The sequence below is a fragment of the Mucilaginibacter pankratovii genome (genome assembly GCF_014773265.1).
Lineage (GTDB): Bacteria > Bacteroidota > Bacteroidia > Sphingobacteriales > Sphingobacteriaceae > Mucilaginibacter > Mucilaginibacter pankratovii.
On sequence record NZ_JACWMY010000009.1, the window covers coordinates 218,060 to 242,637 of the forward strand.

The 24,578-nt window shown below is 45.8% G+C and carries 22 protein-coding genes and 1 pseudogene; 19 read left to right on the plus strand and 4 right to left on the minus strand.

Annotated features, from left to right (window positions below; translation table 11 throughout):
* Positions 1-77 precede the first annotated feature (77 nt).
* The 7 genes from IDJ77_RS18030 (at position 78) to IDJ77_RS18060 (ending at position 10,344) form a co-directional block, all read left to right on the plus strand.
* On the plus strand, positions 78-1,898 hold the full coding sequence (locus tag IDJ77_RS18030) for a hypothetical protein (RefSeq protein ID WP_191190377.1): 1,821 nt from the start codon (positions 78-80) through the stop codon (positions 1,896-1,898).
* Between the two features lie 322 nt (positions 1,899-2,220).
* On the plus strand, positions 2,221-3,759 hold the full coding sequence (locus IDJ77_RS18035; RefSeq protein WP_191190378.1) for an OmpA family protein: 1,539 nt from the start codon (positions 2,221-2,223) through the stop codon (positions 3,757-3,759).
* Between the two features lie 248 nt (positions 3,760-4,007).
* The gene (ileS, locus tag IDJ77_RS18040) at positions 4,008-7,397 is read left to right on the plus strand and encodes an isoleucine--tRNA ligase (RefSeq protein ID WP_191190462.1); all 3,390 of its coding nucleotides are present in this window, start codon (positions 4,008-4,010) and stop codon (positions 7,395-7,397) included.
* Position 7,398: 1 nt separating this feature from the next.
* A complete protein-coding gene (locus IDJ77_RS18045) occupies positions 7,399-7,782 on the plus strand; it encodes a TraR/DksA family transcriptional regulator (protein WP_191190379.1) in 384 nt (127 codons plus the stop codon).
* Positions 7,783-8,388 carry a lipoprotein signal peptidase gene (locus IDJ77_RS18050; protein WP_191190380.1) on the plus strand — a complete coding sequence of 202 codons (606 nt, stop codon included), beginning with the start codon at positions 7,783-7,785 and terminating at the stop codon, positions 8,386-8,388.
* A 279-nt stretch (positions 8,389-8,667) separates the two neighbouring features.
* Positions 8,668-9,165: a thioredoxin family protein gene (locus tag IDJ77_RS18055; protein ID WP_191190381.1), complete on the plus strand. Its 498-nt coding sequence runs from the start codon at positions 8,668-8,670 to the stop codon at positions 9,163-9,165.
* Between the two features lie 489 nt (positions 9,166-9,654).
* A complete protein-coding gene (locus tag IDJ77_RS18060; RefSeq protein ID WP_191190382.1) occupies positions 9,655-10,344 on the plus strand; it encodes an SIMPL domain-containing protein in 690 nt (229 codons plus the stop codon).
* A 115-nt stretch (positions 10,345-10,459) separates the two neighbouring features.
* Here the strand turns inward: IDJ77_RS18060 and pyk are convergent, their stop codons facing one another.
* Both pyk and IDJ77_RS18070 read right to left on the minus strand, forming a co-directional pair.
* Positions 10,460-11,896 carry a pyruvate kinase gene (pyk, locus tag IDJ77_RS18065; RefSeq protein WP_191190383.1) on the minus strand — a complete coding sequence of 479 codons (1,437 nt, stop codon included), beginning with the start codon at positions 11,894-11,896 and terminating at the stop codon, positions 10,460-10,462.
* Positions 11,897-11,965: 69 nt separating this feature from the next.
* A complete protein-coding gene (locus IDJ77_RS18070; RefSeq protein ID WP_191190384.1) occupies positions 11,966-12,385 on the minus strand; it encodes an IPExxxVDY family protein in 420 nt (139 codons plus the stop codon).
* Positions 12,386-12,537: 152 nt separating this feature from the next.
* On the opposite strand from IDJ77_RS18070, the gene IDJ77_RS18075 reads away from it, so the two are divergent.
* The 3 genes from IDJ77_RS18075 to rnc are packed head-to-tail and all read left to right on the plus strand — an operon-like array spanning position 12,538 to position 14,783.
* Positions 12,538-12,774 carry an acyl carrier protein gene (locus IDJ77_RS18075; protein ID WP_031266521.1) on the plus strand — a complete coding sequence of 79 codons (237 nt, stop codon included), beginning with the start codon at positions 12,538-12,540 and terminating at the stop codon, positions 12,772-12,774.
* A 20-nt stretch (positions 12,775-12,794) separates the two neighbouring features.
* Positions 12,795-14,048, plus strand: a complete 1,254-nt coding sequence (gene fabF, locus IDJ77_RS18080) for a beta-ketoacyl-ACP synthase II (RefSeq protein ID WP_191190385.1) — start codon at positions 12,795-12,797, stop codon at positions 14,046-14,048.
* A 9-nt stretch (positions 14,049-14,057) separates the two neighbouring features.
* A complete protein-coding gene (gene rnc, locus IDJ77_RS18085) occupies positions 14,058-14,783 on the plus strand; it encodes a ribonuclease III (RefSeq protein WP_191190386.1) in 726 nt (241 codons plus the stop codon).
* 151 nt (positions 14,784-14,934) lie between these two features.
* Here rnc and IDJ77_RS18090 read toward each other — a convergent pair whose 3' ends face one another.
* The gene (locus tag IDJ77_RS18090) at positions 14,935-15,648 is read right to left on the minus strand and encodes a hypothetical protein (RefSeq protein ID WP_191190387.1); all 714 of its coding nucleotides are present in this window, start codon (positions 15,646-15,648) and stop codon (positions 14,935-14,937) included.
* A 229-nt stretch (positions 15,649-15,877) separates the two neighbouring features.
* Between IDJ77_RS18090 and IDJ77_RS18095 the strand changes: the two genes are divergently transcribed.
* The 7 genes and pseudogenes from IDJ77_RS18095 (at position 15,878) to IDJ77_RS18125 (ending at position 22,698) form a co-directional block, all read left to right on the plus strand.
* Positions 15,878-16,756, plus strand: coding sequence for a YicC/YloC family endoribonuclease (locus IDJ77_RS18095; protein WP_224751152.1), 879 nt, complete (start codon positions 15,878-15,880; stop codon positions 16,754-16,756).
* 97 nt (positions 16,757-16,853) lie between these two features.
* Entirely contained in the window at positions 16,854-17,426 is a 573-nt protein-coding gene (gene gmk, locus IDJ77_RS18100; RefSeq protein WP_191190388.1) for a guanylate kinase, read from the plus strand.
* A 121-nt stretch (positions 17,427-17,547) separates the two neighbouring features.
* Positions 17,548-18,120, plus strand: coding sequence for a nicotinate (nicotinamide) nucleotide adenylyltransferase (gene nadD / locus IDJ77_RS18105; protein ID WP_191190389.1), 573 nt, complete (start codon positions 17,548-17,550; stop codon positions 18,118-18,120).
* Positions 18,121-18,363: 243 nt separating this feature from the next.
* A pseudogene (locus IDJ77_RS28045) lies at positions 18,364-18,633 on the plus strand (type II toxin-antitoxin system RelE/ParE family toxin); the annotation flags it as partial.
* 66 nt (positions 18,634-18,699) lie between these two features.
* A complete protein-coding gene (gene miaE, locus IDJ77_RS18115) occupies positions 18,700-19,299 on the plus strand; it encodes a tRNA-(ms[2]io[6]A)-hydroxylase (protein ID WP_317174354.1) in 600 nt (199 codons plus the stop codon).
* 271 nt (positions 19,300-19,570) lie between these two features.
* Positions 19,571-20,581, plus strand: coding sequence for a Kelch repeat-containing protein (locus tag IDJ77_RS18120; protein ID WP_191190390.1), 1,011 nt, complete (start codon positions 19,571-19,573; stop codon positions 20,579-20,581).
* A 227-nt stretch (positions 20,582-20,808) separates the two neighbouring features.
* A complete protein-coding gene (locus IDJ77_RS18125) occupies positions 20,809-22,698 on the plus strand; it encodes a gliding motility-associated C-terminal domain-containing protein (protein ID WP_191190391.1) in 1,890 nt (629 codons plus the stop codon).
* 83 nt (positions 22,699-22,781) lie between these two features.
* On the opposite strand, the gene IDJ77_RS18130 is transcribed toward IDJ77_RS18125, so the two are convergent.
* Positions 22,782-22,955, minus strand: a complete 174-nt coding sequence (locus IDJ77_RS18130; RefSeq protein ID WP_191190392.1) for a hypothetical protein — start codon at positions 22,953-22,955, stop codon at positions 22,782-22,784.
* A gap of 245 nt (positions 22,956-23,200) precedes the next feature.
* Here IDJ77_RS18130 and IDJ77_RS18135 point away from each other — a divergent pair, with 245 nt between their 5' ends.
* Together IDJ77_RS18135 and IDJ77_RS18140 are read left to right on the plus strand one after the other, a co-directional pair.
* Positions 23,201-23,578, plus strand: coding sequence for a response regulator (locus IDJ77_RS18135; RefSeq protein WP_191190393.1), 378 nt, complete (start codon positions 23,201-23,203; stop codon positions 23,576-23,578).
* 59 nt (positions 23,579-23,637) lie between these two features.
* Positions 23,638-24,567, plus strand: coding sequence for a PepSY-like domain-containing protein (locus IDJ77_RS18140; RefSeq protein WP_191190394.1), 930 nt, complete (start codon positions 23,638-23,640; stop codon positions 24,565-24,567).
* Positions 24,568-24,578: the final 11 nt, after the last annotated feature.

Below are 24,578 nucleotides of genomic sequence, written 5' to 3' on the forward strand. Positions count from 1 at the left end.
ACTTATTATACCGTTTTAACGGTATTGCCCGCCTTTGCCCGCAAAGCTACTTTTGATGAAAAACAACCCGCCTTGTTATGAAAATTAAACATTTACTTCTCTGCATTGTGTTCGGCACCACACTCGCCACCACTGCTTATGCACAGTTACCTATTCTCGAAAAAAGCTATGACATCTCCCGCAAGGCCAAAAACGGCTACCTGGGTGGCGTGGAAGTGAACGCCGCAAAAGAAACCTTCGATATGGTTTTTGTATTGCGCAGCAGCACCAAAAAAATGGTGAAACGCGAAATTTACACCTACGATAAAGAGCTCAACCTCATCAACACCGAAAAGGATGAGCAACCCATCGAACAGATGAAAAAGAAATACAAGTGGTTCAACTTTAAGGGAGACAGCTATGTTTCGCATAGCTTAAGCGCTTCGGCCAACCTTAGCGGCAAGTTGGTTTTCCGTAAAAAAGAGATCACCTGGAAATACCTCTGGCTCACCGGAAGCTACAATAAATCGGTTAAACAGCTGGAGAAAGTAAAACCCAAAGTAGAGGAGAACGGCGAGAAATATGTTTTCCGCGGTGGCTCTTACGAGGTTAAGCCCGACAGTACCGTGCTGGTTATTGCGGGCAAACCAGGCTCAAAAGGCGACCTCGCCGGCTCGATGATGCATTACGATATCCTGAGCTGCGATAACGAGGTGAACATTAAAACGGTTGGCAAACTTGACTTTGATTTCCCTAACGCGCCGATATTTTCTGAACCTGTAGAGGACGATAACTCCGAACTGGACAACGATGATTACCCGCGCGACTGGATCATGGTGTTTGCACCACAAGGTGGATCAGGCCTGGGCAAAGTGGCCGACCCCAACACCGGCAATTACACCTACGTTAGGCTAAATACACAGGGTGATGTGCTGGAGAAATTCAACTTTAAATCGCCATCAAACGGTTGGCGCGTGCTGGGTGCCTATGAACACGATGGCTCGGTTTTCCTGTACGGATCGGCCAACACCAAGGATGGCAATAAGTATATCGACCAGATCTATAAAACCGTGATGACACCTACAACATCGGCGGATGATGACGAAAAAGAAGCGGCAAGCTCGGGCGGCGGAGGATTGGGGGCACTGAAAAGTGGATTCTCTATGCTGTCCGGCTCTGCTGACTTCGGTATCACCCAAAGCAAGATAGACGAGACTATGGATGCCATGAAGTATACCAATTTCCAGATAGGCAAAATCAGCAACGGTAAGTTCGATTTCCTGAGCTGTCCAACTATCGAAGATTTTGAAAAACTGCAGGCCAAGCCCGCCGATCAAAAGAAATTCGCCGAGTTCGACGGCAAAAGCTTTGTGATCAATGGCATCTCCTTCTCTAAAAGCGGCGACGTGTTTGTGAACGGTCAGGACTTTAAAAAGATAAAAAAAGGCCGCAGCTACAAAGGCGTTTACATGTTCCAGTTCGACCCTACGGGTAACCTGAAACGCAACTACGGTGTGTTTTTAGACCAAAGCAAAACCAGTGGTTTCTTCAATAAAGCGCCGTTAACTTCGGATATGATCCCATCAAAAAGCTTTATCCAGGAAAGCGGCGACGGCAAAAGCCTGTACTGGATGATGCGTATGGCAAAATCTATCCATAAAGAATCGCATACCACGTTCGGCTTCAGCTCCAACACCGAAACCACCACGTGGTCGCCCTTGTTTAATATGCAATACGGTTCTATCAACATTGCCGACGGCGCTTTATCAGAGTTTAAGTTTTTGGGCGAGAGCGAAAAGAAGAGCTTCTACCTGTTTCCCAATACAAACGAAACCCGCCTGGGTAACTACAGCCTCTTCTTTAGCGAAACAGAAAAAGGGGATAAGGTGCTGGTATCAAGGGTGGATCTGACGAAATAGTTAAGCGGCAGCCTCACCCTGCCCTCTCCATAGGAGAGGGTTGCCAAATGCTTTTCTTTTAAAGTCCTCTCCTTTGGAGAGGATTTAGGTGAGGCTACATAAAGTGCCGCCTCTTCAAACTCCCCTCTTTCCGAAGGAGAGAGGGGCTGGGGGTGAGTCGACTCGCCGGGCGGACATTGCCGCGTGGCTATTTAACTCACCCCGAATGCGCTGCGCTGTTCGACCCTCTCTACCTTTGGTAAAGAGGGTGAAAATTAACCCTTTCAACCCAAACCATACACAGCCGGCCAAAAACCGGCTGTTATTTTACCCCACAATTACCATGGACATTAAAAAAATATTTTTGTTGATGCTGATGGCCTTTGCAGCTATTAGCAGCCAGGCGCAGGATGCCTACCTGCCCGTAAATTTAGGCAATAAAGTAAACAGCCGCTATTCCGAGCTTACCCCTGTGATATCTGCAGATGGCCGCGAGTTGTACTTTTTGCGCGAGATGTTCCGCAAGGCAGCTAACGAAGAGATCCAAAGCCTGTGGTACGCTAAGCAGGACGAAAAGGGGGAATGGGGCCTGGCGCGGTACATGGCGGCGCCTTTCAATAACGGCTTAACGCATTCGGCAATTACCAATGTATCAACCGATAATAATACCATCATTATTAAGGGATATTTTAAAAACGGCACACGCGTAACCGGCACGGGTTACTCGGTAGTAACCCGCAACGCTACCGGCGGCTGGAAAACTCCCATAGGCATAGAGATAGAGGGCTTTGCCGATATGGTGAAGGGGAAATATGTTGGCGCAACCCTAACGCCCGATGGCAAAGCCATGATGTTTTACTTTAGCGAAGAAAAAGGTGCTGCCAATAACGACCTGTACATCTCCTTTAAAAAAGAAGATGGTAGCTTTAGCCGGCCGGCACCTATAAAAGTACTTAACACAGCCAATGATGATGCCTCGCCTTTTGTGGCATTGGATAATAAAACACTCTATTTCAGCAGCGACAGGCCGGGCGGCTTAGGTGATAACGACATCTACAAAACAACCCGGTTGGATGATACCTGGCAAAAATGGAGCGAGCCGGTTAATCTTGGTCCGTCGGTAAACTCCGCCAAATGGGATTCATACTTCAGACTGGCAGCCAAAGGCGATTACGCTTACATGATCAGCTCTAAAGAAGGCGGTTTTGGCGAAAGCGATATTGTGCGCATCAAACTGAACGACAATATAAAACCGCAGCCCGTGGTACTGGTAAAAGGCCGGGTGCTGAACAAGAAAACTCTGGAGCCGATTGAGGCCGCCATTATTTATGAAGACCTGGCCAATGGCAATAACGAAGGTATCGCCATCAGCGACCCGGGTACCGGCGCCTACCAGATCGTGCTGCCGTATGGCAAAAATTTTGGCTTTAACTCCAGCCAGGAAAATTTTATCCCGATATCGGATAACCTCGACCTGACCAAAGTTGGCGAGTACCAGGAAATAACCCGCGACCTGTACATGGTGCCGTTTGAAAAAGGGCAGGTGGTGCGTATCAACAACATCTTTTTCGAGTTCGGCAAAGCCGATCTGAAACCCGAATCGTTTCCCGATCTGAACCGCCTGGTGACCCTCCTGCAAAGCAAACCCAAGCTTGAAATTGAACTCGGTGGCCATACTGATAACGTAGGTACAGACGATGCCAATAATAAGTTATCAGCGGCCCGTGCATTCTCGGTAGTGAAATACCTTACTACAAAAGGCATCGCGGCGGCGCGCCTTAAGGCAAGTGGCTACGGCAAAACCCGCCCGGTAACCACCAACGATACCGATGAAGGTCGCGCGCAAAACAGGAGGGTAGAGTTTACGATATTGAATTATTAATGCGTAGATATTTTTAATCGCAAAGAACGCAGAGATTTGCTTTTTTAATATTCGCAGAGTTACACAGAGATACCGCGCTAAACTATCTATTTGCAAAGCTCTGTGCTACTCTGCGTTTTCTCCGCGCCCTCTGCGGTTAAAAATCGCCACCTTGCTTTAATTTTGCCTTTCCATTTCCCTGCTTTTCTCCTTTTTTAAGATAAAATTGCGTATTTTTGCAACCTTTAAAATTCGAGGCGAACAGATTGATGTACAAGGAATATAAGCAGTTAAACCTGTCGCAAACAGGGAAGGATATACTGGAGTTCTGGCAGCAGAACGGCATATTTGAAAAGAGCATAAGCAGCAGGTCGGCTACCAAGCCGTATACTTTTTACGAAGGCCCGCCAAGCGCGAACGGAATGCCCGGCATTCACCACGTAATGGGGCGCTCTATTAAAGATATTTTTTGCCGTTACAAAACGCTGAAGGGCTACCAGGTAAAACGCAAAGGCGGTTGGGATACCCATGGCCTGCCGATTGAACTTGCTGTAGAAAAGTCGCTTGGCATCACTAAGGACGATATCGGTAAAAAGATCTCCGTAAAAGAGTATAACGATGCCTGCCGCAAGGAGGTAATGCGCTATACCGACGTATGGAACGATCTGACCGAAAAGATGGGTTACTGGGTTGACCTGGAAAACCCATATGTTACCTACGAGAACGAATACATTGAAAGCCTTTGGTGGATATTGCAGCAGCTTTATAAAAAAGGCTGGTTGTACAAAGGTTACACCGTGCAACCCTACTCGCCAAAATCGGGCACAGGGCTTAGCTCGCACGAACTGAACCAGCCGGGTACCTACAAAATGGTGAAGGATACCACCATCACCGCGCAATTTAAAGTAAAGCGCGATGGCGATTCGGAGTTTTTGTATTCCGGTGTCCCCACCGGAACGGATGTATTCATCCTGGCCTGGACGACTACTCCATGGACACTGCCATCCAACTGCGCACTGGCCGTTGGCGAGAATATCACCTACGTAAAAATAAGCACCTTTAACCCTTATACCTACACGCCTGTTTGCGTGGTATTGGCTAAAGACCTGGTTAAAAAATATTTCAAAACTGAAGGCGAAGGTGCATCTTTCGACGAATACAAAGGCGGCGATAAAATTATCCCTTACCGCATAGATGCCGAAATAAAAGGCAGTCAGTTGCTTGGTTTGCACTACTACCAGCTGATGCCTTATGTAACAAACGAAGACCTGGAGAAAAACGCTTTCCGCGTGATCCCGGCAGATTTTGTTACTACCGAGGACGGTACCGGCATTGTGCACACCGCCTCCGTTTTTGGTGCGGATGACTTTAGGGCATGTAAGGAAAACAACGTGCCATCGGTAATGGTGAAGGACGAGAATGGCAAGGATGTGCCGCTTGTTGATAAGCAGGGCCGCTTTGTAGAAGAAGTTACCGACTACGCCGGCCGTTACGTAAAAGAAGAATATTACAGCGATGCAGAACGCGCAGCGGAAGGTTTTAAACCGACCGACGTGCTGATCTCTATCAAGCTGAAAGAAGAAAATAAAGCATTCAACGTACAAAAATACGAGCACAGCTACCCGCACTCCTGGCGCAGCGATGAGCCGATATTGTACTATCCGCTGGATAGCTGGTTCATTAAAACCACCGCCGTGAAGGATAAAATGGTGGAGCTGAACAAAACCATCAACTGGAAACCCGAAAGTACAGGTACAGGCCGTTTTGGCAACTGGCTGGAAAATCTGGTGGATTGGAACCTGTCCCGCTCCCGTTACTGGGGTACCCCGCTGCCTATCTGGCGCGAGGAGAACGGCGGCGAAGAAAAATGCATTGGTTCGATAGCCGAACTGAACGCAGAGATTGAAAAGTCTATCGCCGCGGGCTTTATGCCGGCTGGTTTTAAACTGGAAGATATGCACCGCCCTTATGTGGACGATGTAATTTTAACCTCATCAACCGGGAACAAAATGCTGCGCGAGCCGGACCTGATAGATGTTTGGTTTGATAGCGGTGCCATGCCTTACGCGCAATGGCACTTCCCGTTCGAGAATAAAGAAGCGTTTGCTGCCGCTTACCCGGCAGATTTTATAGCCGAAGGCGTTGACCAAACCCGCGGCTGGTTCTTTACCCTGCATGCCATCGCGGTAATGCTGAGCGAAGCCAGCGACGAGATCAAAGCCGTAAATGCCGAAGTAGGCAACAAAGGCATCTCGTTTAAAAACGTGATCAGCAATGGTTTGGTGCTTGATAAGAACGGCAACAAAATGAGCAAGCGCCTGGGTAATGGTATCGACCCTTTCGAAACCATAAACCAATATGGTGCTGATGCTGCCCGCTGGTATATGATCAGTAACGCTGCGCCATGGGATAACCTCAAGTTTAACCTGGAAGGGCTGGATGAGGTTCGCCGCAAGTTCTTCGGTACGCTATATAATACTTACTCGTTCTTTGTACTTTATGCTAACATCGATAAGTTCAATTACATCGAAGCCGAGATAAACATTAATGACCGCCCGGAGATCGACCGCTGGATCATCTCGCTATTAAATACCCTGAGCAAAGAGGTTGATGCTTTTTATGCCGACTTTGAGCCAACCAAAGCCGCCCGCGCCATACAGGAATTTGTGGATCTGCACTTTAGCAACTGGTACATCCGTTTAAGCCGCCGCCGTTTCTGGAGGTCGGATAATTCGGATGATAAGCTGTCGGCTTACCAAACGCTTTATACTTGTTTGATCACCATCAGCAAACTCATGTCGCCAATAGCGCCATTCTTTGCCGAGCGTTTGTATACCGATCTGAACTCGGTTACTGGTAAAGAGGAATTTGAATCGGTGCATTTAGCATACTTCCCGGAGTACCAACCGGAATTGGTTGATACCGCACTGGAAGAGCGGATGCAACTGGCACAGGATATTTCATCGCTGGTATTATCGCTGCGTAAAAAGATAGAGATCCCGGTTCGCCGCCCGCTTGGCAAGATCTTACTGCCTATACTGGATAAGAACTTTAAAGAGCAGGTAGAGAAGGTGAAAGACCTGATACTATCCGAGACAAACATCAAGAACATCGAGTACATTACCGATACCGAAGGTTTTGTTAAAAAGAAGATCAAGCCAAACTTTAAAGCCCTGGGCGCTAAAGTTGGTAAGGATATGAAAGATGTTGCCGCCGCCATCAACGCGTTTGGCCAAACCGAGATAGCTAAATTGGAAGCCGAAGGTAGTATCCTGATACTTGATACTAAATACGCTGTACTGATTTCTGATGTAGAAATTATCGCCGAGGATGTCCCTGGCTGGCAAGTTGCAAATTTGGGAAAACTAACCGTGGCTTTAGATGTTACGCTAACCAATGAATTAAAACAGGAGGGCATATCGAGAGAGTTGGTAAATCGTATACAAAATCTGCGTAAGTCGAAAGAATTTGAAGTTACCGATAAGATAAACGTCCGCGTAAGCGACCACCCATACATTGGGGAAGCAGTGAAAAATAATTTATCCTATATTTGCGCCGAAATTTTGGCAGAAAGCCTTGTGCTTGATAGTCAGTTGAATGAAGGCGACAAAGTAGAGATTGATGGAATTGAAATTTTAATAGTTATTAGTAAAAGTTAATATGAGCCAAGAACACGTAAAAACAAGATATTCTGACGCAGAATTAAAAGAATTTAAAGACCTGCTTTTAGAAAAACTACGCAGCTCTAAAGAAGAGCTTGCTGCATTGGCAACATCATTAAGCTCGCCCAATGCAAACGGTACAGATGATACCGCAGGTACTTACAAAACATTGGAAGATGGTTCTGCAACCTTAGAGAAAGAGCAGATAAACCAGCTTGCTGCCCGTCAGAAGAAATTCATTGAGCAGTTAGAGGCCGCTTTGGTACGTATAGAAAACAAAACATACGGTATTTGCCGCGAAACCGGCAAGCTTATCCCTAAAGAGCGTTTGCGTGCAGTGCCGCATACCACGCTAACTATGGAAGCCAAATTAAAGCAATAAATGAAGGCAGCTTATACAAAACCTTTCTTAACCGCTGCATTTATCGTCCTGCTCGATCAGATCGTTAAGATCTGGGTGAGGCAACATATGTTCCTGGGCGAGGAAATTCATTTCCTGGGCAACAGGGGCATGCTGCGCTATACCGAAAATAATGGTATGGCCTTTGGCATGGAACTGGGCGGCGAGTTGGGTAAACTTGCACTTACTTTATTCCGCATAGTGGCGGTTTGTGGCATTGGCTACGGGCTGGTTCACTTAATTAAGCATAAATATCACCGGGGGTTAGTGATGATGGTAGCCCTGATACTGGCCGGAGCAGTAGGCAACATTATCGATTCGGTTTTTTACGGTATCATGTTTCAAAACCAGCCGTTATTCCACGGCCGTGTGGTTGATATGTTCTACTTCCCGTTGATAGAAGGGCATTTCCCGCTGTGGTTTCCCATCTGGGGAGGCGAGGAGTTTATCTTCTTCCGTCCTATTTTTAACCTGGCCGATTCGGCCATATCGGTAGGCGTTATCCTGATCCTGTTCAATCAGAAACGCTACTTTAAACACGAGCAGCTTGAAGAAAGCAGCCCAAACAGCGAAATGGTGGAGGATTGAGTTTAGAGATTGGAGGCTGGAGATCAGAGGGTAGGAAAACATAAAAACAGGAAAAGCGGCATCAGCCGCTTTTCCTGTTTTTATCCATCTCGTCATTGCGAGGCACGAAGCAATCTCCCGGTAATCAGAGCCGCTTTGCAATCTGCTTGTCCAACGTAGAGATTGCTTCGTACCTCGCAATGACGTGTGGTGAGAAATGCCCGCAAATGTAAAGTTTACGCTACGTCAACCAATCGGTACGGGCAAATCCCTATATTGGGTTTTAATAAAATATACCCCATGAAAAAATTGCTTCTCTTTGCTGCCATAATTGCCTTTGTTAATGTTGCAGGGGCACAAACCACACCAACCCTGTATCACCCCGAAGCTAATGCCAAAGCGGAAATTGCTGCCGCGGTAAAGAAAGCCGCAACCGGGCATAAGAATGTTTTACTGCAAATTGGCGGTAACTGGTGCTCGTGGTGCCTGCGTTTTAACGGACTGGTTACCACTACAGATTCGCTAAATACCTACCTGAACAGCAATTACGAAGTAGTACACGTAAATTACAGCAAAGAGAATACAAATGAAAAGCTGCTGGCCGAACTGGGCTACCCGCAGCGTTTTGGTTTCCCGGTGTTTATTATACTGGATAGCAAAGGCAACCGCCTGCATACCCAAAACTCTGCCTACCTGGAAGAAGGCAAAGGCTACAGTAAAGAAAAAGTACTGGAGTTTTTCCAAAACTGGGCTCCTGCCGCGTTGGATCCGAAGAGCTACGTAGAGAAGACAAAGTAGAGACTGAAGATTAGAGATCAGGAAAAAAATCATAAACTAAAAAAGCGGCATCGGCCGCTTTTTTAGTTTTATTCCATTACGTGGTTGCGAGCGAAGCGTGGCAAGCGTCGTAGGCAGACATGGCCGTCAACTTAAGGATTGGCAAACTTTTGATTTTAAGAGCCATCGGCTCGATAAATGTTGTAGCGGCGGGTTTTAACCCGCCGGTGCAACCCCGGGGTTTTTGATGAGTGCCGTAGGTACGATCAATATTTACCATTTATATTGGCCGAACCTACGGTTCTTTACGTTGATATTATCTTGCGACAACGGATTGAAATCCGTTGCTACAATATCGGTCAACGCTACGCGTCTTCTTTACCCTCTTAAGTTGACGGCTATGCCGTAGAGCCGCCATACCATCGTCCCCTGGGCAACGCAATAACCCTGCTTTAAACTCCAAACAAAATCAATTATATTGCTGCCTATAAACCTTATCAATCCAATACCATGAAAAAAATACTGATAGTAGCAGCGCTGGTAACATTCGCCCTCAACGTATTCGCGCAAACCACAGACCTGCGCCGTAAAATTGAAGTAAGCGGCATAGCCGAGCAGGAAGTAATACCCGATATTATTAAAGTAACCATATCGCTAAAGGAATACTTTACTAAAGACAAGAAAAAGGTAACGATATCGCAGCTGGAAACACAATTGCAAAAGGCCCTTGCTGATGCCGGTGTAAGTAAAGAAGACCTCAGCATCGATGACCTCTCGGCATCAAACTGGGAAGAACGGAAGAAGCATTTAAACTTCCTGGCCAGCAAACAATATATCGTTAAGTTTAAAGAACTCACCAAATACAATCAAATATTGGGTAAGCTTGATGCAAAAGGTGTAGAATCGACACAGATAACTGATTACGATTATTCAAAAATAACAGCAGTAAAGAAAGAATTAAAAATAAAAGCCCTTTTAGCCGCCCGTGATAAGGCTGAGTACCTATTAAACAGTGTAGGAGAGAAACTGGGCGGTGTGCTTAATATTTCAGAGGTGGATGAGCCTGCCTCCCGGTACGATAATGTAGCTCAGTATTCTAATTCAATTAGTTTTAACAATTCGGGCGCGTCCGATTCAAATATCAACTTTAAAACTATCAAACTGCGTTTCCAGGTATCTGCCGTGTTCGAGATAAAATAAAACATAGTGCTCATAAATAAAAAGGGTTACCGTATTTACGATAACCCTTTTCTTTATTTACCTTCTGTCTATCGGACTTTCCGTCTTCCGGACTTTCCGACTAAAGACTTTAAACTTATTCTACCACACTCACCCTAAGCATATTGGTTTTGCCATGCTTGGTGATAGGCACTGCCGCGGTGTTGATAACCACATCGCCGGTTTTTATCAGGCTTTGCGATTTCAGTATATCATTTACATCGGTGATAGTTTGGTCGGTACTTTCCAACTGATCGTAGTAAAAAGCACGTACGCCCCAAACAAGGCTCAGCGCGTTCAGGAGCTGTTTGTTTGATGTAAAGATGTATGTGCCTGCCTTTGGCCTATAACTCGAAATTTCGAAGGCTGTGTAGCCCGAGGTGGTCATAGATACAATGCCCGCCGCTTTAGTGTGCTCGGCAAGGTAAACCGCGCTGCCGCAAAGGTTATCGCTCAGGAAATTTGGATGAGCGGTATCCAGGTTTTCTTGTTTAGATGCGTTGAATGGATAACCCAGGTCTTCCACGTTACGTACTATCTTGGCCATTGTTTCAATAACAATAACCGGGAACTCGCCAACTGAGGTTTCGCCGCTTAGCATCACTGCATCAGCGCCATCAAGTACCGAGTTGGCTACGTCGTTCACTTCTGCGCGGGTAGGGCGCGGGGTGGTTATCATACTTTCCAGCATCTGCGTAGCAACAATTACCGGTTTAGAGGCATCGCGGCATTTGCGGGCTATCATTTTTTGTAATAAAGGTACTTCTTCCAAAGGCATTTCAACACCAAGGTCGCCGCGGGCAATCATTACGCCATCGGTAGCAGCAATAATAGCGTCTATATTATCTATCGCTTCAGGTTTTTCTACCTTGGCAATTACACGGGCGCTTTTGCCGCTTTCGCGAATGATACGCTTAAGATCTACAATATCCTCACCGGTACGAACGAAAGAAAGGCCTATCCAATCCAGGTCCCATTCTAAGGCGTACTGCAGGTTAACAAGGTCATCCGCGGTTAAGCTTGGGATAGATACTTTGGTATTTGGCAGGTTAACACCTTTACGCGATGTTAAGATACCGCCGTGTACCACTTCGCAAACAACAGCGTCTACACGGTTGGTCTCGATAACTTTTAGCTGTAATTTACCATCATCCAAAAGGATGATCTCGTTTGCCTGTACATCCTGCGGAAAAGTTTCGTAAGTGATGTAGATCTGGTTGTCATCGCCAATGCATTCTTTTGTGGTGATGTTAATGCGTGTACCGTTAATAAGGTGTATACCGCCATCTTTTACCAGGCCGATGCGGATCTTTGGGCCCTGCAAATCGGCCAGGATGCCTACGTTGGTTTTATATTCTGCGTTTATTTCGCGGATAAGGTCAACAAATTTCTTGTGGTCTTCGGGTTTACCATGCGAAAAATTAAGGCGGCAAACGTTTAAGCCGGCGCGTATCATGGCCAGTAAAACTTCCTTTTTGGCTGATGCCGGCCCCATGGTAGCAACAATTTTGGTACGGTTATAATAAAAATTCATATTCTCAGGTTTAAATCGGGCTATTCTATAATACTATAATAGTGTAGTATTGACACATCTAAATTTCCGCTAAAATAAAAGATTTTCCCGTGATTTTATTTTTTTCGGTTCAATCTTTACCGCGGCAACCACTTCGGGGATCTTATTAAGGGCCGAAATTATGCTTTCAAGGTCGTTTTCGTCTATATAATTTTTTATTAAAATAAAATAGTCGGCCTCGCGCATTTCGGGCACAAGGTAACCGTCTGATCCCTTATTACCAATAAAAATAAAATCAGTTTCGGTAGTTTCCCAGCTATAATGGTAAATCGAGAACAAAACTTCGCTTCCGGCGGTTCCAATATCCAGTTTTAGGTCGTCCTGGCGCACAAAATTAAAGTTTAAACTTTTGTTAATAAGGTAACAAATGCGGTAATCTTTAAGGGATGTTGTGAGCGCAATTAATATAAAATCAAAATCGATCTCAAACTTTAAATTTTTCCTGTTCAAAATCATTACTTTTACGGCGTTAAAATTACTAATCCAAACCTTTGCATTAAAATTTTGTTCTGATAAATTATGCGAAGTTTTTAGATTTGATATTTAACATAATTTATTTTTCTTTGCACTGAAAATTTATTAATCATTAAACTATTAAGACTATGTCTGATATCGCTTCAAGAGTAAAAGCTATTATCGTGGAAAAACTGGGTGTTGACGAAAGTGAAGTTACACCAGAAGCAAGCTTCACCAACGATCTTGGTGCGGACTCTTTAGACACCGTGGAATTAATCATGGAGTTTGAAAAAGAATTTAACGTTGCAATTCCTGATGATCAGGCCGAAACTATCGGTACTGTAGGCCAGGCTGTTGCTTACCTTGAGAAAAACGTTAAATAAGCTCCTCTTAAAACTGTTAAATGGAGTTTAAAAGAGTTGTAGTAACCGGGCTTGGAGCGCTTACTCCAATTGGTAACACCGTTCCCGAATATTGGAACAGTTTGATCAATGGGGTAAGCGGCGCTGCCTTTATCAAAAGTTTTGACGTCTCAAAGTTCAAAACTAAATTTGCCTGCGAAGTAAAGAATTTTGACGCGGAAGGGTTTTTGGGCCGAAAAGAAGCCCGTAAGCTCGATCCGTTTGTGCAATATGCTTTGTTCTCTACCGAGGAAGCTGTTAAAGATGCCGGATTAGATTTCGAAAAACTGGATACCAGCCGCATTGGTGTTATCTGGGGATCGGGCATCGGGGGGTTAAAAACGTTTTTAGATGAGGTTGTAAACTTTGCCAAAGGCGATGGTACACCAAAGTTCAATCCGTTCTTTATCCCTAAAATGATAGCAGACATAGCACCCGGCCATATATCTATTAAATATGGTTTACGCGGGCCAAACTTTACAACAGTTTCTGCTTGTGCTTCATCAAATAATTCGCTTATTGATGCTTTCAATTACCTGCGCCTGGGTAAAGCAAATATGTTTATCACCGGCGGGTCCGAAGCTATTATAAACGAAGCCGGTATTGGTGGTTTTAACGCCATGCACGCTTTAAGTACACGTAATGATGACCCTGCAACCGCTTCGCGCCCGTTCGATCTGGACCGCGATGGTTTTGTTGCCGGCGAAGGTGCGGGTACCATTATTTTAGAAGAATTGGAGCACGCTTTAAAACGCGGTGCAAAAATTTATGCTGAAATGGTTGGCGGCGGTATGAGTGCCGATGCTTACCACATGACCGCCCCGCATCCGGATGGATTAGGTGCATCATTGGTGATGAAGGCTGCTTTAGAAGATGCAGGTTTAACCCCGCAGGATGTTGATTACGTGAACGTACACGGAACATCAACCCCAATTGGCGACCCGCAGGAAGTAAAAGCTATACAGGATGCCTTTGGCGATAGGGTATACGATATCAACATCAGTTCAACAAAATCAATGACGGGCCATTTACTTGGTGCTGCCGGCGCTGTTGAAGCAATTGCCTCTATTTTGGCGCTGAAGAATGGTATCATCCCACCAACTATCAACCACTTTACCGATGACCCTGCTTTTGATCCACGGATCAACTTTACATTTAATACCGCGCAAAAACGCGAGGTGAATGTAGTGCAAAGCAATGGCTTTGGTTTTGGTGGCCATAATGCATCGGTGATCTTTAAAAAATACCAGCAATAAACTCGTTGGATGCCACTTAGCCGCTTTTACAAGCTATATATTTCCCCTAATAGAAAATACGTTAAGGTTTTAAAGAATTTGCTCGGCTTTGTGCCGGGCAATTTATCTTTATACCGGTTGGCTTTTCGCCATAAATCGGTAGCTCAAAGTATAAAAAAAGGGGTAAAGAACAGTAACGAACGCCTGGAGTTTTTGGGCGATGCTGTGCTGGGCAGTGTTGTAGCCGAAGTGCTTTTTAAGCTTTACCCGTACGAAGACGAGGGCTTTTTAACCGAGCTCCGTTCAAAAATTGTAAGCCGTAACAACCTTAATGCGCTGGGCAAAAAGCTTGGCTTTGATAAACTGATAGAGTTTGATACCAAAATATTAAACTCCGGCAGGCAGGGTTCGCTTTTGGGCGATGCCTTCGAAGCGCTGATTGGTGCTGTTTACCTGGATAAAGGATACGATTTTACCCGCAGTTTTTTGGTGAACCACATCATCAAATCGCATATCGATATCCACAAACTGGAGCAAACCGAAACCAATTTTAAAAGCAAGCTGATAGAATGGTGCCAGCGCCATGGCAAGGATATCAGTTTTGATGTAATAACCAACCTGGATGGCGAAAGCCCTAAGTTGTTTACCATACAAGCCAGTATCGATGGCGAAATAATGGGATCAGGGAAAGAATTCAGCAAGAAGAACGCCGAGAAATTAGCGGCAGAAAAGGCTTGTACTGCGCTGGGCATATAGCGGCGAACCCCCTAACCCTGCCTACCGGCAGGCAGGCCCTCTGAAAGGGGAACTTTTGAAAATTATAAAGCCCACCTGTTAATACAGATGGGCTTTATAATTTTTAGAGACTTTTAAAATTCTGCTCCCCCTTCAGGGGGCTGGGGGGCTCCTAATAAAGTTTCGGCAACCCGCCCTTATCCCCTTCTTTCCGGAAATATTCGAAATTGGTTTTGATGTGTTTGATGAGATCGTAATCGGCCCATATTTTAAGGTCCTCGAAGGATGGGCGCCAGTAATCCATAAATTTTTGTACCTGTGCGGTGTCTTTTAAGCCCGTTATGCGCATTACCAGGGGTTTATTATAGCGGCGGTCTACCTCGCTGGCCTCCACTTCGTGCTTGGCAAAGGTGGCAAAGCGGCGCGCCCGCCCCGGGTTTTTGCCAAACAGTTCATAAAAGCCGGTTATCGGCGATGTAAGGAATGACAGCGCGGGCGGTTTGCCATTATAAAATGTACCCTTGCTGCGGTAGGCACCCATTATTTCTTTCAGTTCCTGCTTTTTGGTTTGGCCGGTAATGCGTACTTCGCCCAGTTTAAATTCGGGCTGCATGTATACCACCATGCTAAATCCCTCGTATTCTTGTTTTTGTACCGTATAATCCAGCTTTGTAAATTCAAGCGTATCGCCAATGTTTGCTCTAATGGTATAATTTCCCAGCTCGTCGCTTGTTGCCGCTATCCTGTTTTTTAGGTTGGTTACCTTAACGGCCGATAGGCGGTCGTTTGATATTTTACGATAGGTGGTTCCCTTTGCTTCCTGCGCACTGGCATAAAAAGGGCAACAGAGCATCAAAAATAAAACGAAGGGTAGCAGGTGCTTCAAAGGCATAAATATTTATAGTACAAACTTATAGCTAAAAAACGATTTGAAATGTGAAAAAGTGTTAAACGTGATGAAGTTGGGAAGACGGAAGTCCGATAAGTCCGAAAGAAGCTCACATTGGTATATACCTTTAACCAACATCTTTTTTTGTCTTCCCGACTTCCCGGACTTTCGGACTTCCGTCTTCCCCAACTTTTCGGACTTTCCGACTAAAAGCCTATCTTTGCACATGATAAAATCCATGACAGGGTATGGAATTGCCAGCTTCGACTCGGGCAGAACAAAATATACCGTCGAAATTAAATCCCTGAACAGCAAATTTTTAGAACTTTCTTTACGCTTACCAAAAATTTTCTCGGAGAAGGAGTTTCAGCTACGCAACGATTGCAGCAAGCAAATAGAGCGCGGTAAGGTTAATTTATCCATCAACGCCGAGCAGGCAAACGCCGCGGAAGTAAAAGCCGCCGGTATTGATAAAGTTTTGCTAAAGCATTACTACAACCAGTTAAAAGCCGTTAGCGATGAATTGAACGAGCAGGGCGGCAACCTGTTACAGCTGGCTTTGGGTTTACCCGAGGTGGTTAAGTTTGAAGAAGAATCGATATCAGAGGACGAATGGAAACTGGTAGAAAAAACCTTTAACCAGGCCATGGCCGCCTTCCAAAAATTTCGCAGCGATGAGGGCAACGTGCTGGAGCAGGACATTAAGATGCGCATTGGCATCATACTTAAAAATCTTGAGCTGGTGGAGATTGAAGAGCCAAAACGCGTACCGGTTATCCGCGAGCGTTTAAACCAGTTTTTAAGCGAAGCCGTTGGTGCAGATAGTATTGATAAGAACCGCTTTGAGCAGGAACTGATCTACTTTATAGATAAACTGGATATCACCGAAGAAAAAATAAGGCTGAAAGCGCATTGCGATTATTTTATAGAGACGCTGAAGAATGCTGATGCCAATGGCAAAAAACTGGGCTTTATATCCCAGGAGATAGGCCGCGAAATTAATACCCTCGGCTCTAAAGCCAACGATGCCAACATGCAGAAACTGGTAGTAGGCATGAAAGAAGAGCTGGAGAAAATTAAAGAACAATTACTAAACGTTTTATAGTTCATTGGTTAAATGGTTCATTAGTTCATTGGTTTGCCTGTTGGCGAACTGTTTGCTGATCAACTATTGCCCAATGAACAAGTGAACAAATGAACTAATGACCAAAGAAGGTAAACTCATCATATTTTCGGCACCATCGGGTGCGGGTAAAACCACTATTGTGCATCACTTGCTCGGTAAAATACCCAACCTGGAATTTTCTATTTCGGCTACTACACGCCCGGCCCGCGGTGATGAGGAAGATGGTAAAGATTATTATTTTATCAGCCTGCCAGAGTTTACCCACCGTATTGCCAAAAAACAGTTTGTAGAGTTTGAAGAAGTTTACACCGGCACCTTCTACGGTACCCTGCGTACCGAAATTGAGCGCATTTGGGCAAAAGGAAAAACCGTTATTTTTGATATCGACGTAGAGGGCGGCCTCCACCTGAAACGTAAATACGACGGACAGGCACTCGCCATATTTGTGCAGCCGCCATCTTTAGAGGTTTTAAAGGCCCGTTTAACCGGCCGCGGCACTGATAGCAACGAAAAACTGCTGGAACGCTTCGAAAAAGCCGAAAAAGAGCTAAACTACGCCCCGCAATTTGATATTATCCTCAAAAATTACGATCTTGAAACGGCTTGCGCAGAGGCGGAGAAGCTGGTGGCAGATTTTATTGGTTCATAGCTGATGGTTCATTGTTCATAGCCATCCCTATACCAGCACATTAGAGGGCAGCCGAAATACAAAATACCTATAGCAGACAACCTGTTTGCTATGATCCATGAACTATTAACCATGAACAAGAATGAAAATAGGCTTACTATTCGGTTCGTTCAATCCCATACATATAGGGCATTTAATAATTGCCAATTACATGGCCAACCATACCGCGCTGGATAAAGTGTGGCTGGTGGTATCGCCGCAAAACCCGCTTAAAAAATACGGCGACCTCATTAATACTTACGATCGCCTGGAGATGGCCAAGCTGGCCACCGATAATGCCACCAACATTACCGTAAGCGATGTGGAACTGAAGCTTCCGCAGCCTTCCTACACTATTGATACACTCACTCATTTAAAGGAGAAATATCCTGAGCACGATTTTGCGTTGATAATGGGCTCGGATAACCTGGCCACGCTGCATAAGTGGAAGAATTATAAGCTTATCCTGCGCGATTACCGCATCTTTGTTTACCCGCGTCCGGGCCACGAAAACGCCGAATTTGCCTCGCACTCCTCCGTTACCATCACGATGACACCTCAGATGGAACTATCGGCAACCTTTATCCGCAAATCCATCGCCGAAAAAAAGAACGTGCAATATTTTGTGCCCGACCCTGTTTTGAAGTTTATAGAGAGCAAGGGTTTGTATAGGTAAATTTCGTACAGTTATAAAAAGGAGATATTGAGTATGCTAACGAAAGAAAAAGTGAAGGAATTGGTAGATCATATGCCTGAAACGTTTCGGTGGATGATTTGGTAGAGAAAATTCTGCTGCTTCAAAAAATAGAAATTGGCGAGAAAGAAATACAAAATGGTGAGGGAATAGACTGGGAAGATTTGAAAAAAGAAATGGATCTGTGGTAAAGATTGTTATTTCTAAAACGCTCGCTTAAATCTAAAGGAGATTGTTGATTACATCAAGCAAGATTCCGTTCATTACGCACAAGTCGAAAAAGTTAGAATTATAACTGCTATTGATAAGTTACAAGGACATCCCCTCATCGGAAAAAAGGTACCTGAACTCGACGATGAAAACTATCGGGAAATAATCTTCAGAAACTATAGGATTATTTATAAAGTAGTTTCCGATGAAGTTCTAAATGTGGTTGCCATTCATCACCAATCACGACTTTTATCAAATAACCCTGCGTTTACTATTGATGATTGATCCCATAAACCCAGCCTTTCACCCTTAACCTTTTACCTTTCGCCTCCAACACCTATCTTTGCCCTTGTGAGCGAGAAAACAATCCTTAAACTGCAATTGCCTACCGACCCGCTTTGGGTGAAGAATGTTGTAGAAAGTAATATAGAAGAATTACTGACCGACCACGCTTACTGCGAGCAAAAGGCCGCTACCAATGCCATTACGCTTATCGTTCAAAACCCAAACCTTAGCGATGTGGTACAGGAAATGATAGCCCTGGCGCAGGAAGAAATGGACCATTTTAAACGCGTGCACGATATCCTGTTACAGCGGGGCTTCACCCTCGGCAAAGAGCGTAAGGATAATTATGTGAACGAGCTGCGCAAATTCATCATTGTAGGCGGCGGTCGCGAAGCGCAACTGATAGACAGGTTGCTGTTCTCGGCCATGATAGAGGCCCGCAGCTGTGAGCGTTTTAAAGTGCTATCAGAAAACATAAACGATACCGCCCTCTCCGAATTTTATTACGAACTGATGGTAAGCGAGGCTACCCACTATGCCATGTTTATCCGCCTGGCAAAAAAACACGCGGTAGAAATTGATGTAGACAAGCGCTGGGCAGAATTCTTAACGTTTGAAGCGCAGGTGATCCAAAACTACGGCAAGGGCGAAACCATCCACGGGTAAAGTTTACTCTTATTTGCCTGATAGCACCTTTTAGCGCTAATCCCTCCTTAGATGCTGGCTATCGCATCCGTCGATACAAAATCCACATTTACCGATACATGCATGTCACTAAGCCCGGGCTGCCATAATTTTATATCAATGAACGATATAATAAGGGTGGAACAGGGGCGGTTTTAGAAAATCAGAACAAGGGTAAGCCGGGGCGGATTTTCTGTTGTAAATTAGGGGGCATTGATTAATTGTCCATCCATCAACAGTAATTTACATCATCATGAAAAGAGTTACCATTTTTTGTTGCCTTATCGCCTTTATTTCGGCTGCTGCCTTCACCGGTTTGGGAAAGGGCGACGGCACCTGGGAAGTACTTAAAACAAAGAACAAACTAAGTGGCCGAAGCGAATGCAGTTTTGTTAGTACCGAAGAAGGGATCTTTTTAATTGGCGGCGAAGGCCCGGCCATGACTGTGGAAGACCTGGACCTGGTTACGCTAACCTGGGTGAAAAAAGCGATGGCACCGGTGACCATGCATCATCTGCAGGCGGTTGGCTACAATAATAAAATATACGTGCTCGGCGCGTTTACAAGCGGTACCTATCCCGATCAGGCATCTATTACTAATGTGTATGTGTACGATACGCAATACGATATGTGGGAAATAGGCGGCGATATACCTGCCGACAGAAGGCGCGCCGGTGCGGGCGCCGCGGAATATAAAGGCAAGCTTTATTTGGTTGCAGGAATTACACACGGACATAACAGCGGCACCAATGGTATGTTTGATGAGTACGACCCGGCCACCAAAAAATGGAAATCTTTGCCCGATGCGCCGCACATTCGAGACCATGCAGCGGCTGTGGTAGTGGGCGATAAGCTTTATGCAATAGGTGGCCGCAATACCAGCTACCACGAAAAGGATAATTTTAGGGCCTTTTTTAGTAAAGTGGAGCTGAACGTGGATTGTTACGATTTTAAAAAGCGTAAATGGAGCACCCTTGAAGCTAAATTGCCCATGGGTACCGGTGGCGGCACGGCGGTTAATTTGGATGGCAAAATATATTATATGGGTGGCGAGCGTGCCATCGATAGCCAGCCGAACGGCCCGCAAAAGGACACCTATTATTACGACCCGGCCAAAGGCGGCGAATGGATAAAAACTGCCGACCTGAACGAGGCACGCAATGGCGTAGGTGGTACCGTGCACGAACATAAAATTTACATAGCAGGCGGCGCAGGCGGCGGCGATATTGCCGTGGAGGTATTTAATTTAAAGGAACAAAAATAATAAACGGAGCAGGAGGGGGCGGACAATTTAGGTGTTTAGGTAGGCGTGCCGCTCCCCGGCTCTCGTTACAAAAATAACTGTTCTCAATTTTCATAATAGTTCGATAGGGGCGTTTGCGTGTGCTGCGCAACGCCCCATTTTTTAACATCATGTTTCAGTTTATTGCTTTAAAAATTTCCCGTGAAAGGCGGGCAGGGAGACCTTTTGCGCATTTTTTTGCTTGCGCGATGTTGTTTCTGCTTGCTGCTACCCTCCAAACCCGGGCCCAGAGCTTGGGCGACCCGGTAGTGAACATCACTTTTGGCGCAGGCAGCAGCACGCACTCGGGAGCGCTGTCTGCCGATTCGGGTACTGCGAGCTATACTTACAGCAGCAACGATTTTCCTAACGACGGCTCCTACACCATCGAAAACACTACGGCAGGCTCCGGCAACGTTTGGTGGAGCGGAACAGACCATACCGGCAACGCCGGCGGCTATATGATGGTGGTGAACGCCAGTGTATCAAAAACCGATTATTTTTATAAGCGTACGGTGCATGCTTTATGCTCCAATACAAAATACCAGTTTTCGGCATGGGTGGTGAATTTGCTTAGGAGCAGGGATGTCAGTCCGCCTAATATTACCTTCTCTATTGAGAAGACCGACGGCACACCCATTCAGAGTTTTAATACCGGCGATATCGCGCTAAAAAGCAGTTACCAATGGATCCAATACCCGTTTAACTTCACCTTGCCTGCCGGGGTTTCTGATGTGGTGATCAAGATGTCGAACAACAGCGCGGGCGGTGCCCCTGCGAATGACCTTGCAATAGATGATATTGTTTTCCGGCCATACGGGCCCGATATAAAAGCAAGCTTCAGCAGCACTACGGAGACGGTAACAGCCGATGCCTGCTCGGATAACCCAACAAGCTATACCTTAAGCACCACTGCGCCGGATGGGTACTCCATCCTGTGGCAATACCAAAACAGCAGCGGCGCGTGGGCAGATGTGCCCGGAGCAAATAATACTTCCGCCTCTTATACTTTTACCTCGCCAACTACAGCCGGCACTTATAAATATCGTGTGGTTACGGCATTAACGGATAATATTACCTCTACACTTTGCAGGTCGGCATCAAACCAATTGACGCTTACTGTAGGTTCGTCGCCCTCATCATCGGCTACCTCCAACTCGCCGGTTTGCGCCGGGCAAAGTTTATCGCTAAGCGCATCTGCCGGTGTTTCCTGGGCCTGGACAGGGCCAAACGGTTTTACATCAACCCTGCAAAACCCGGTGATAAGCCCTGTTAACGAGGCGGCATCGGGCACCTATTACGTAACGGTTACTTCGGCATCAAACTGCCAGGTAGTGGCGCATGTAGATGTCAGCGTAAATGCCCAGCCTATTGCAGTAGCGAGTGCCGCAAGTAACGAGATCTGCGAAGGCGCTTCTACCCAGCTAACAGCAAGCGGAGGCGCAACGTATTCCTGGTTGCCTGTCACAGGGTTATCTGATCCAAACATAGCCAACCCAATTGCCAGTCCTGCTGAAACTACCACTTACACCGTTACCGTAAGCAACAGCAGCGCCTGTACCAGTACAGCAACGGTTACCATTAATGTTTTAAAGAAACCGGTAGCCAATGCAGGGGCCGATAAGCACATCACCCAGGGGCAATCTGTAGTTTTAGACGGCAGCGCGGGTGGCAGCAATGTAAGTTATTACTGGAGCTCTTCTGATGGCTCTGATAACATAACAGATCTTAAACCAACGATAAGTCCGCTGGAAGACGTTACCTATACGCTGCACGTTTTATCCAACGCCGGCTGCGGTTTAGAAGCTACGGACGATGTTTTTGTACGCGTATATAAAAAGGTAACCGTCCCCAATACCTTCACCCCCAACGGCGATGCCATTAACGATACCTGGGAGGTTGGTGCGCTGGATACCTACCCCGAAGCTAACACGCAGGTTTTTAACCGCTACGGTTCGGTAGTGTTCAGTAGTTTGGGGTACCCGAAAGCATGGGATGCTACCTATAACGGCAAGCAGATACCCACCGGCACCTATTATTATAAAATTGACCTGAAGAACGGGAATGTGCTGAGCGGGTGGGTATTGGTGTTGAGGTAGGTCTGAACCGGGATTGAGCGGATTTATACGATTCTTGGGATTTTTATCGACATGCCGTCAAAAATTTGGATAATCCGTTAATCCTAAAAATTCTGGTTAACACCGCAATAGCGATTGCAGCGGATACCGGCCTTGTGGTTAAGGCCTGCGCAGTATGAGCGTAAAGCGCGGCCTGCCTGCTGGTAGGCAGGGCCGTCGGCATTGCCATAATTCTGCTGACGGTAAGCAGTTGGCAATTGGCAAACCCATCTGCACATCAATGTCGTTTGCTTAAGAGTTAGTGGCCCCACCTAGATCCTCTCCAGAGGAGAGGATTTATAGCCCCTCTCCTTTGGAGAGGGGTTGGGGTGAGGCTACGCAACGTGCCGGTTCTTAAGTAAACATCATTCATCTGCACATCAAGTTCCCCTTAGTCGATACATTATACCCGTTAAACGATACTCTCCGCCGCAGCTGCCTGCAAACCCGCACTTTAGCTTCATAAAACTTAGCAAATAATACCATGAGAGCTTTTGAGGATAAAAAACATATACTGGTACTGGATAAAGATAACCGCATACTGTCTGTTGTGGACGACCTGATGCACCTGGGCAATTTTGAGGTGCACATTACTTACGATCCAAATGCGGTTTACGATAGTGCCAAGGCTTTAAAACCCGACCTGGTGATTTTAGATTACCTGTTGCTGAACAATGAGTGCCAGGAAATTTGCCGGGATTTTAAAGAAGATACCGAATTGCACGGCGTTCCCATTATTGTGGTTACTACCTACAAAAGCAAAAAAATACTTGCCGAAGCTTATAAATGCGAGGCCCTGTTTGTAAAGCCGCTGGATATTAGCCTGTTCGCTTCGCGAATGGATTACCTGATGGCATCATAATCAGCCAAAACAACAATTGAATATATAGCAAACCAATTTTTTAACCAAAATCAAGAATCATGAAAAGTAAATTTATCTACTACAGTTTAATGCTGCTGGGCAGTATTGGTGCATTTTCGTCCTGTACAAAAGATGCCGCCAATACCGCGACAGATACTACAACCACTGCTGCCAATAGTGCCTTGGCAACCGCCGTTGCTTCTACCGGCTCTATTGCCATCGCTTCTATTAGTTTATCGGGCAGTACCGATAGCCTGTATTTGGTGGGCTGTATGGGCAAGCGAGATAAAAAAGATACCGTTGCCTTTAGTGCGCTACCTGCCACCGTGGCTGCCTATTTAACAGCAAACTATGCGGGCTATACCTTTAAAAAGGCCTTCTCGGTAAAAGACAGCACGAGTACCTTGGTAAACTACATTGTGGCCATACAATTTAACGGCAACCCGGTAGGTTTAAAATTTGCTGCCGACGGCACTTTTGTAAGCGTACTGGAGCAACGCATTGGCGACGACTTGAAACATGGCCGCCGTTTCCACGAAGGCGGCCCCTTTGGCGACCGTAACGGCCACCCGCGCGATACCATAGCCTTATCGGCCATCCCGGCAGCGGTGAGTACTTATTTTACGGCCAATTACGCTGCTGATACGCTGCTGCACGCCTTTGTAACTCACGATAGCACCTACGTGCTCATTAGTAAGAATAATGGCCTATATGCAACCGCAATTAGCCCGGCGGGCAGTTTGGTAAAACGTGCGCTGATAGATAACCATCATGGTAAAATAGCTTCGGTAACAGAAGCAGCATTGCCTGCCCCGGCGACTACTTACCTGACTACCACCTATGCGGGCTATGTATTTAACAAGGCGTTTTCAATAAGTAAAGCGGGCGTTATACAAAGCTATGATGTGTTTATAACGGTGAACAACACCAAATATGTAGTAGCATTTAATGCCGCGGGCACATTTGTGGCAGCAAAGGCCATCCGTTAATTAGCCCACAT

Bases quoted from the DNA above. Each gene is read 5' to 3' on its own strand.
- IDJ77_RS18030 (WP_191190377.1), top strand. From the start codon at position 78: ATGAAAATTAAACATTTACTTCTCTGCATTGTGTTCGGCACCACACTC.
- IDJ77_RS18135 (WP_191190393.1), top strand. From the start codon at position 23,201: ATGAGAGCTTTTGAGGATAAAAAACATATACTGGTACTGGATAAAGAT.
- fabF (WP_191190385.1), top strand. From the start codon at position 12,795: ATGGAGTTTAAAAGAGTTGTAGTAACCGGGCTTGGAGCGCTTACTCCA.
- IDJ77_RS18055 (WP_191190381.1), top strand. From the start codon at position 8,668: ATGAAAAAATTGCTTCTCTTTGCTGCCATAATTGCCTTTGTTAATGTT.
- IDJ77_RS18140 (WP_191190394.1), top strand. From the start codon at position 23,638: ATGAAAAGTAAATTTATCTACTACAGTTTAATGCTGCTGGGCAGTATT.
- IDJ77_RS18075 (WP_031266521.1), top strand. From the start codon at position 12,538: ATGTCTGATATCGCTTCAAGAGTAAAAGCTATTATCGTGGAAAAACTG.
- IDJ77_RS18060 (WP_191190382.1), top strand. From the start codon at position 9,655: ATGAAAAAAATACTGATAGTAGCAGCGCTGGTAACATTCGCCCTCAAC.
- nadD (WP_191190389.1), top strand. From the start codon at position 17,548: ATGAAAATAGGCTTACTATTCGGTTCGTTCAATCCCATACATATAGGG.
- pyk (WP_191190383.1), bottom strand. From the start codon at position 11,896: ATGAATTTTTATTATAACCGTACCAAAATTGTTGCTACCATGGGGCCG.
- IDJ77_RS18120 (WP_191190390.1), top strand. From the start codon at position 19,571: ATGAAAAGAGTTACCATTTTTTGTTGCCTTATCGCCTTTATTTCGGCT.
- gmk (WP_191190388.1), top strand. From the start codon at position 16,854: ATGACCAAAGAAGGTAAACTCATCATATTTTCGGCACCATCGGGTGCG.
- IDJ77_RS18035 (WP_191190378.1), top strand. From the start codon at position 2,221: ATGGACATTAAAAAAATATTTTTGTTGATGCTGATGGCCTTTGCAGCT.
- IDJ77_RS18125 (WP_191190391.1), top strand. From the start codon at position 20,809: ATGTTGTTTCTGCTTGCTGCTACCCTCCAAACCCGGGCCCAGAGCTTG.
- ileS (WP_191190462.1), top strand. From the start codon at position 4,008: ATGTACAAGGAATATAAGCAGTTAAACCTGTCGCAAACAGGGAAGGAT.
- IDJ77_RS18045 (WP_191190379.1), top strand. From the start codon at position 7,399: ATGAGCCAAGAACACGTAAAAACAAGATATTCTGACGCAGAATTAAAA.
- rnc (WP_191190386.1), top strand. From the start codon at position 14,058: ATGCCACTTAGCCGCTTTTACAAGCTATATATTTCCCCTAATAGAAAA.
- IDJ77_RS18130 (WP_191190392.1), bottom strand. From the start codon at position 22,955: ATGTGCAGATGGGTTTGCCAATTGCCAACTGCTTACCGTCAGCAGAAT.
- IDJ77_RS18050 (WP_191190380.1), top strand. From the start codon at position 7,783: ATGAAGGCAGCTTATACAAAACCTTTCTTAACCGCTGCATTTATCGTC.
- IDJ77_RS18095 (WP_224751152.1), top strand. From the start codon at position 15,878: ATGATAAAATCCATGACAGGGTATGGAATTGCCAGCTTCGACTCGGGC.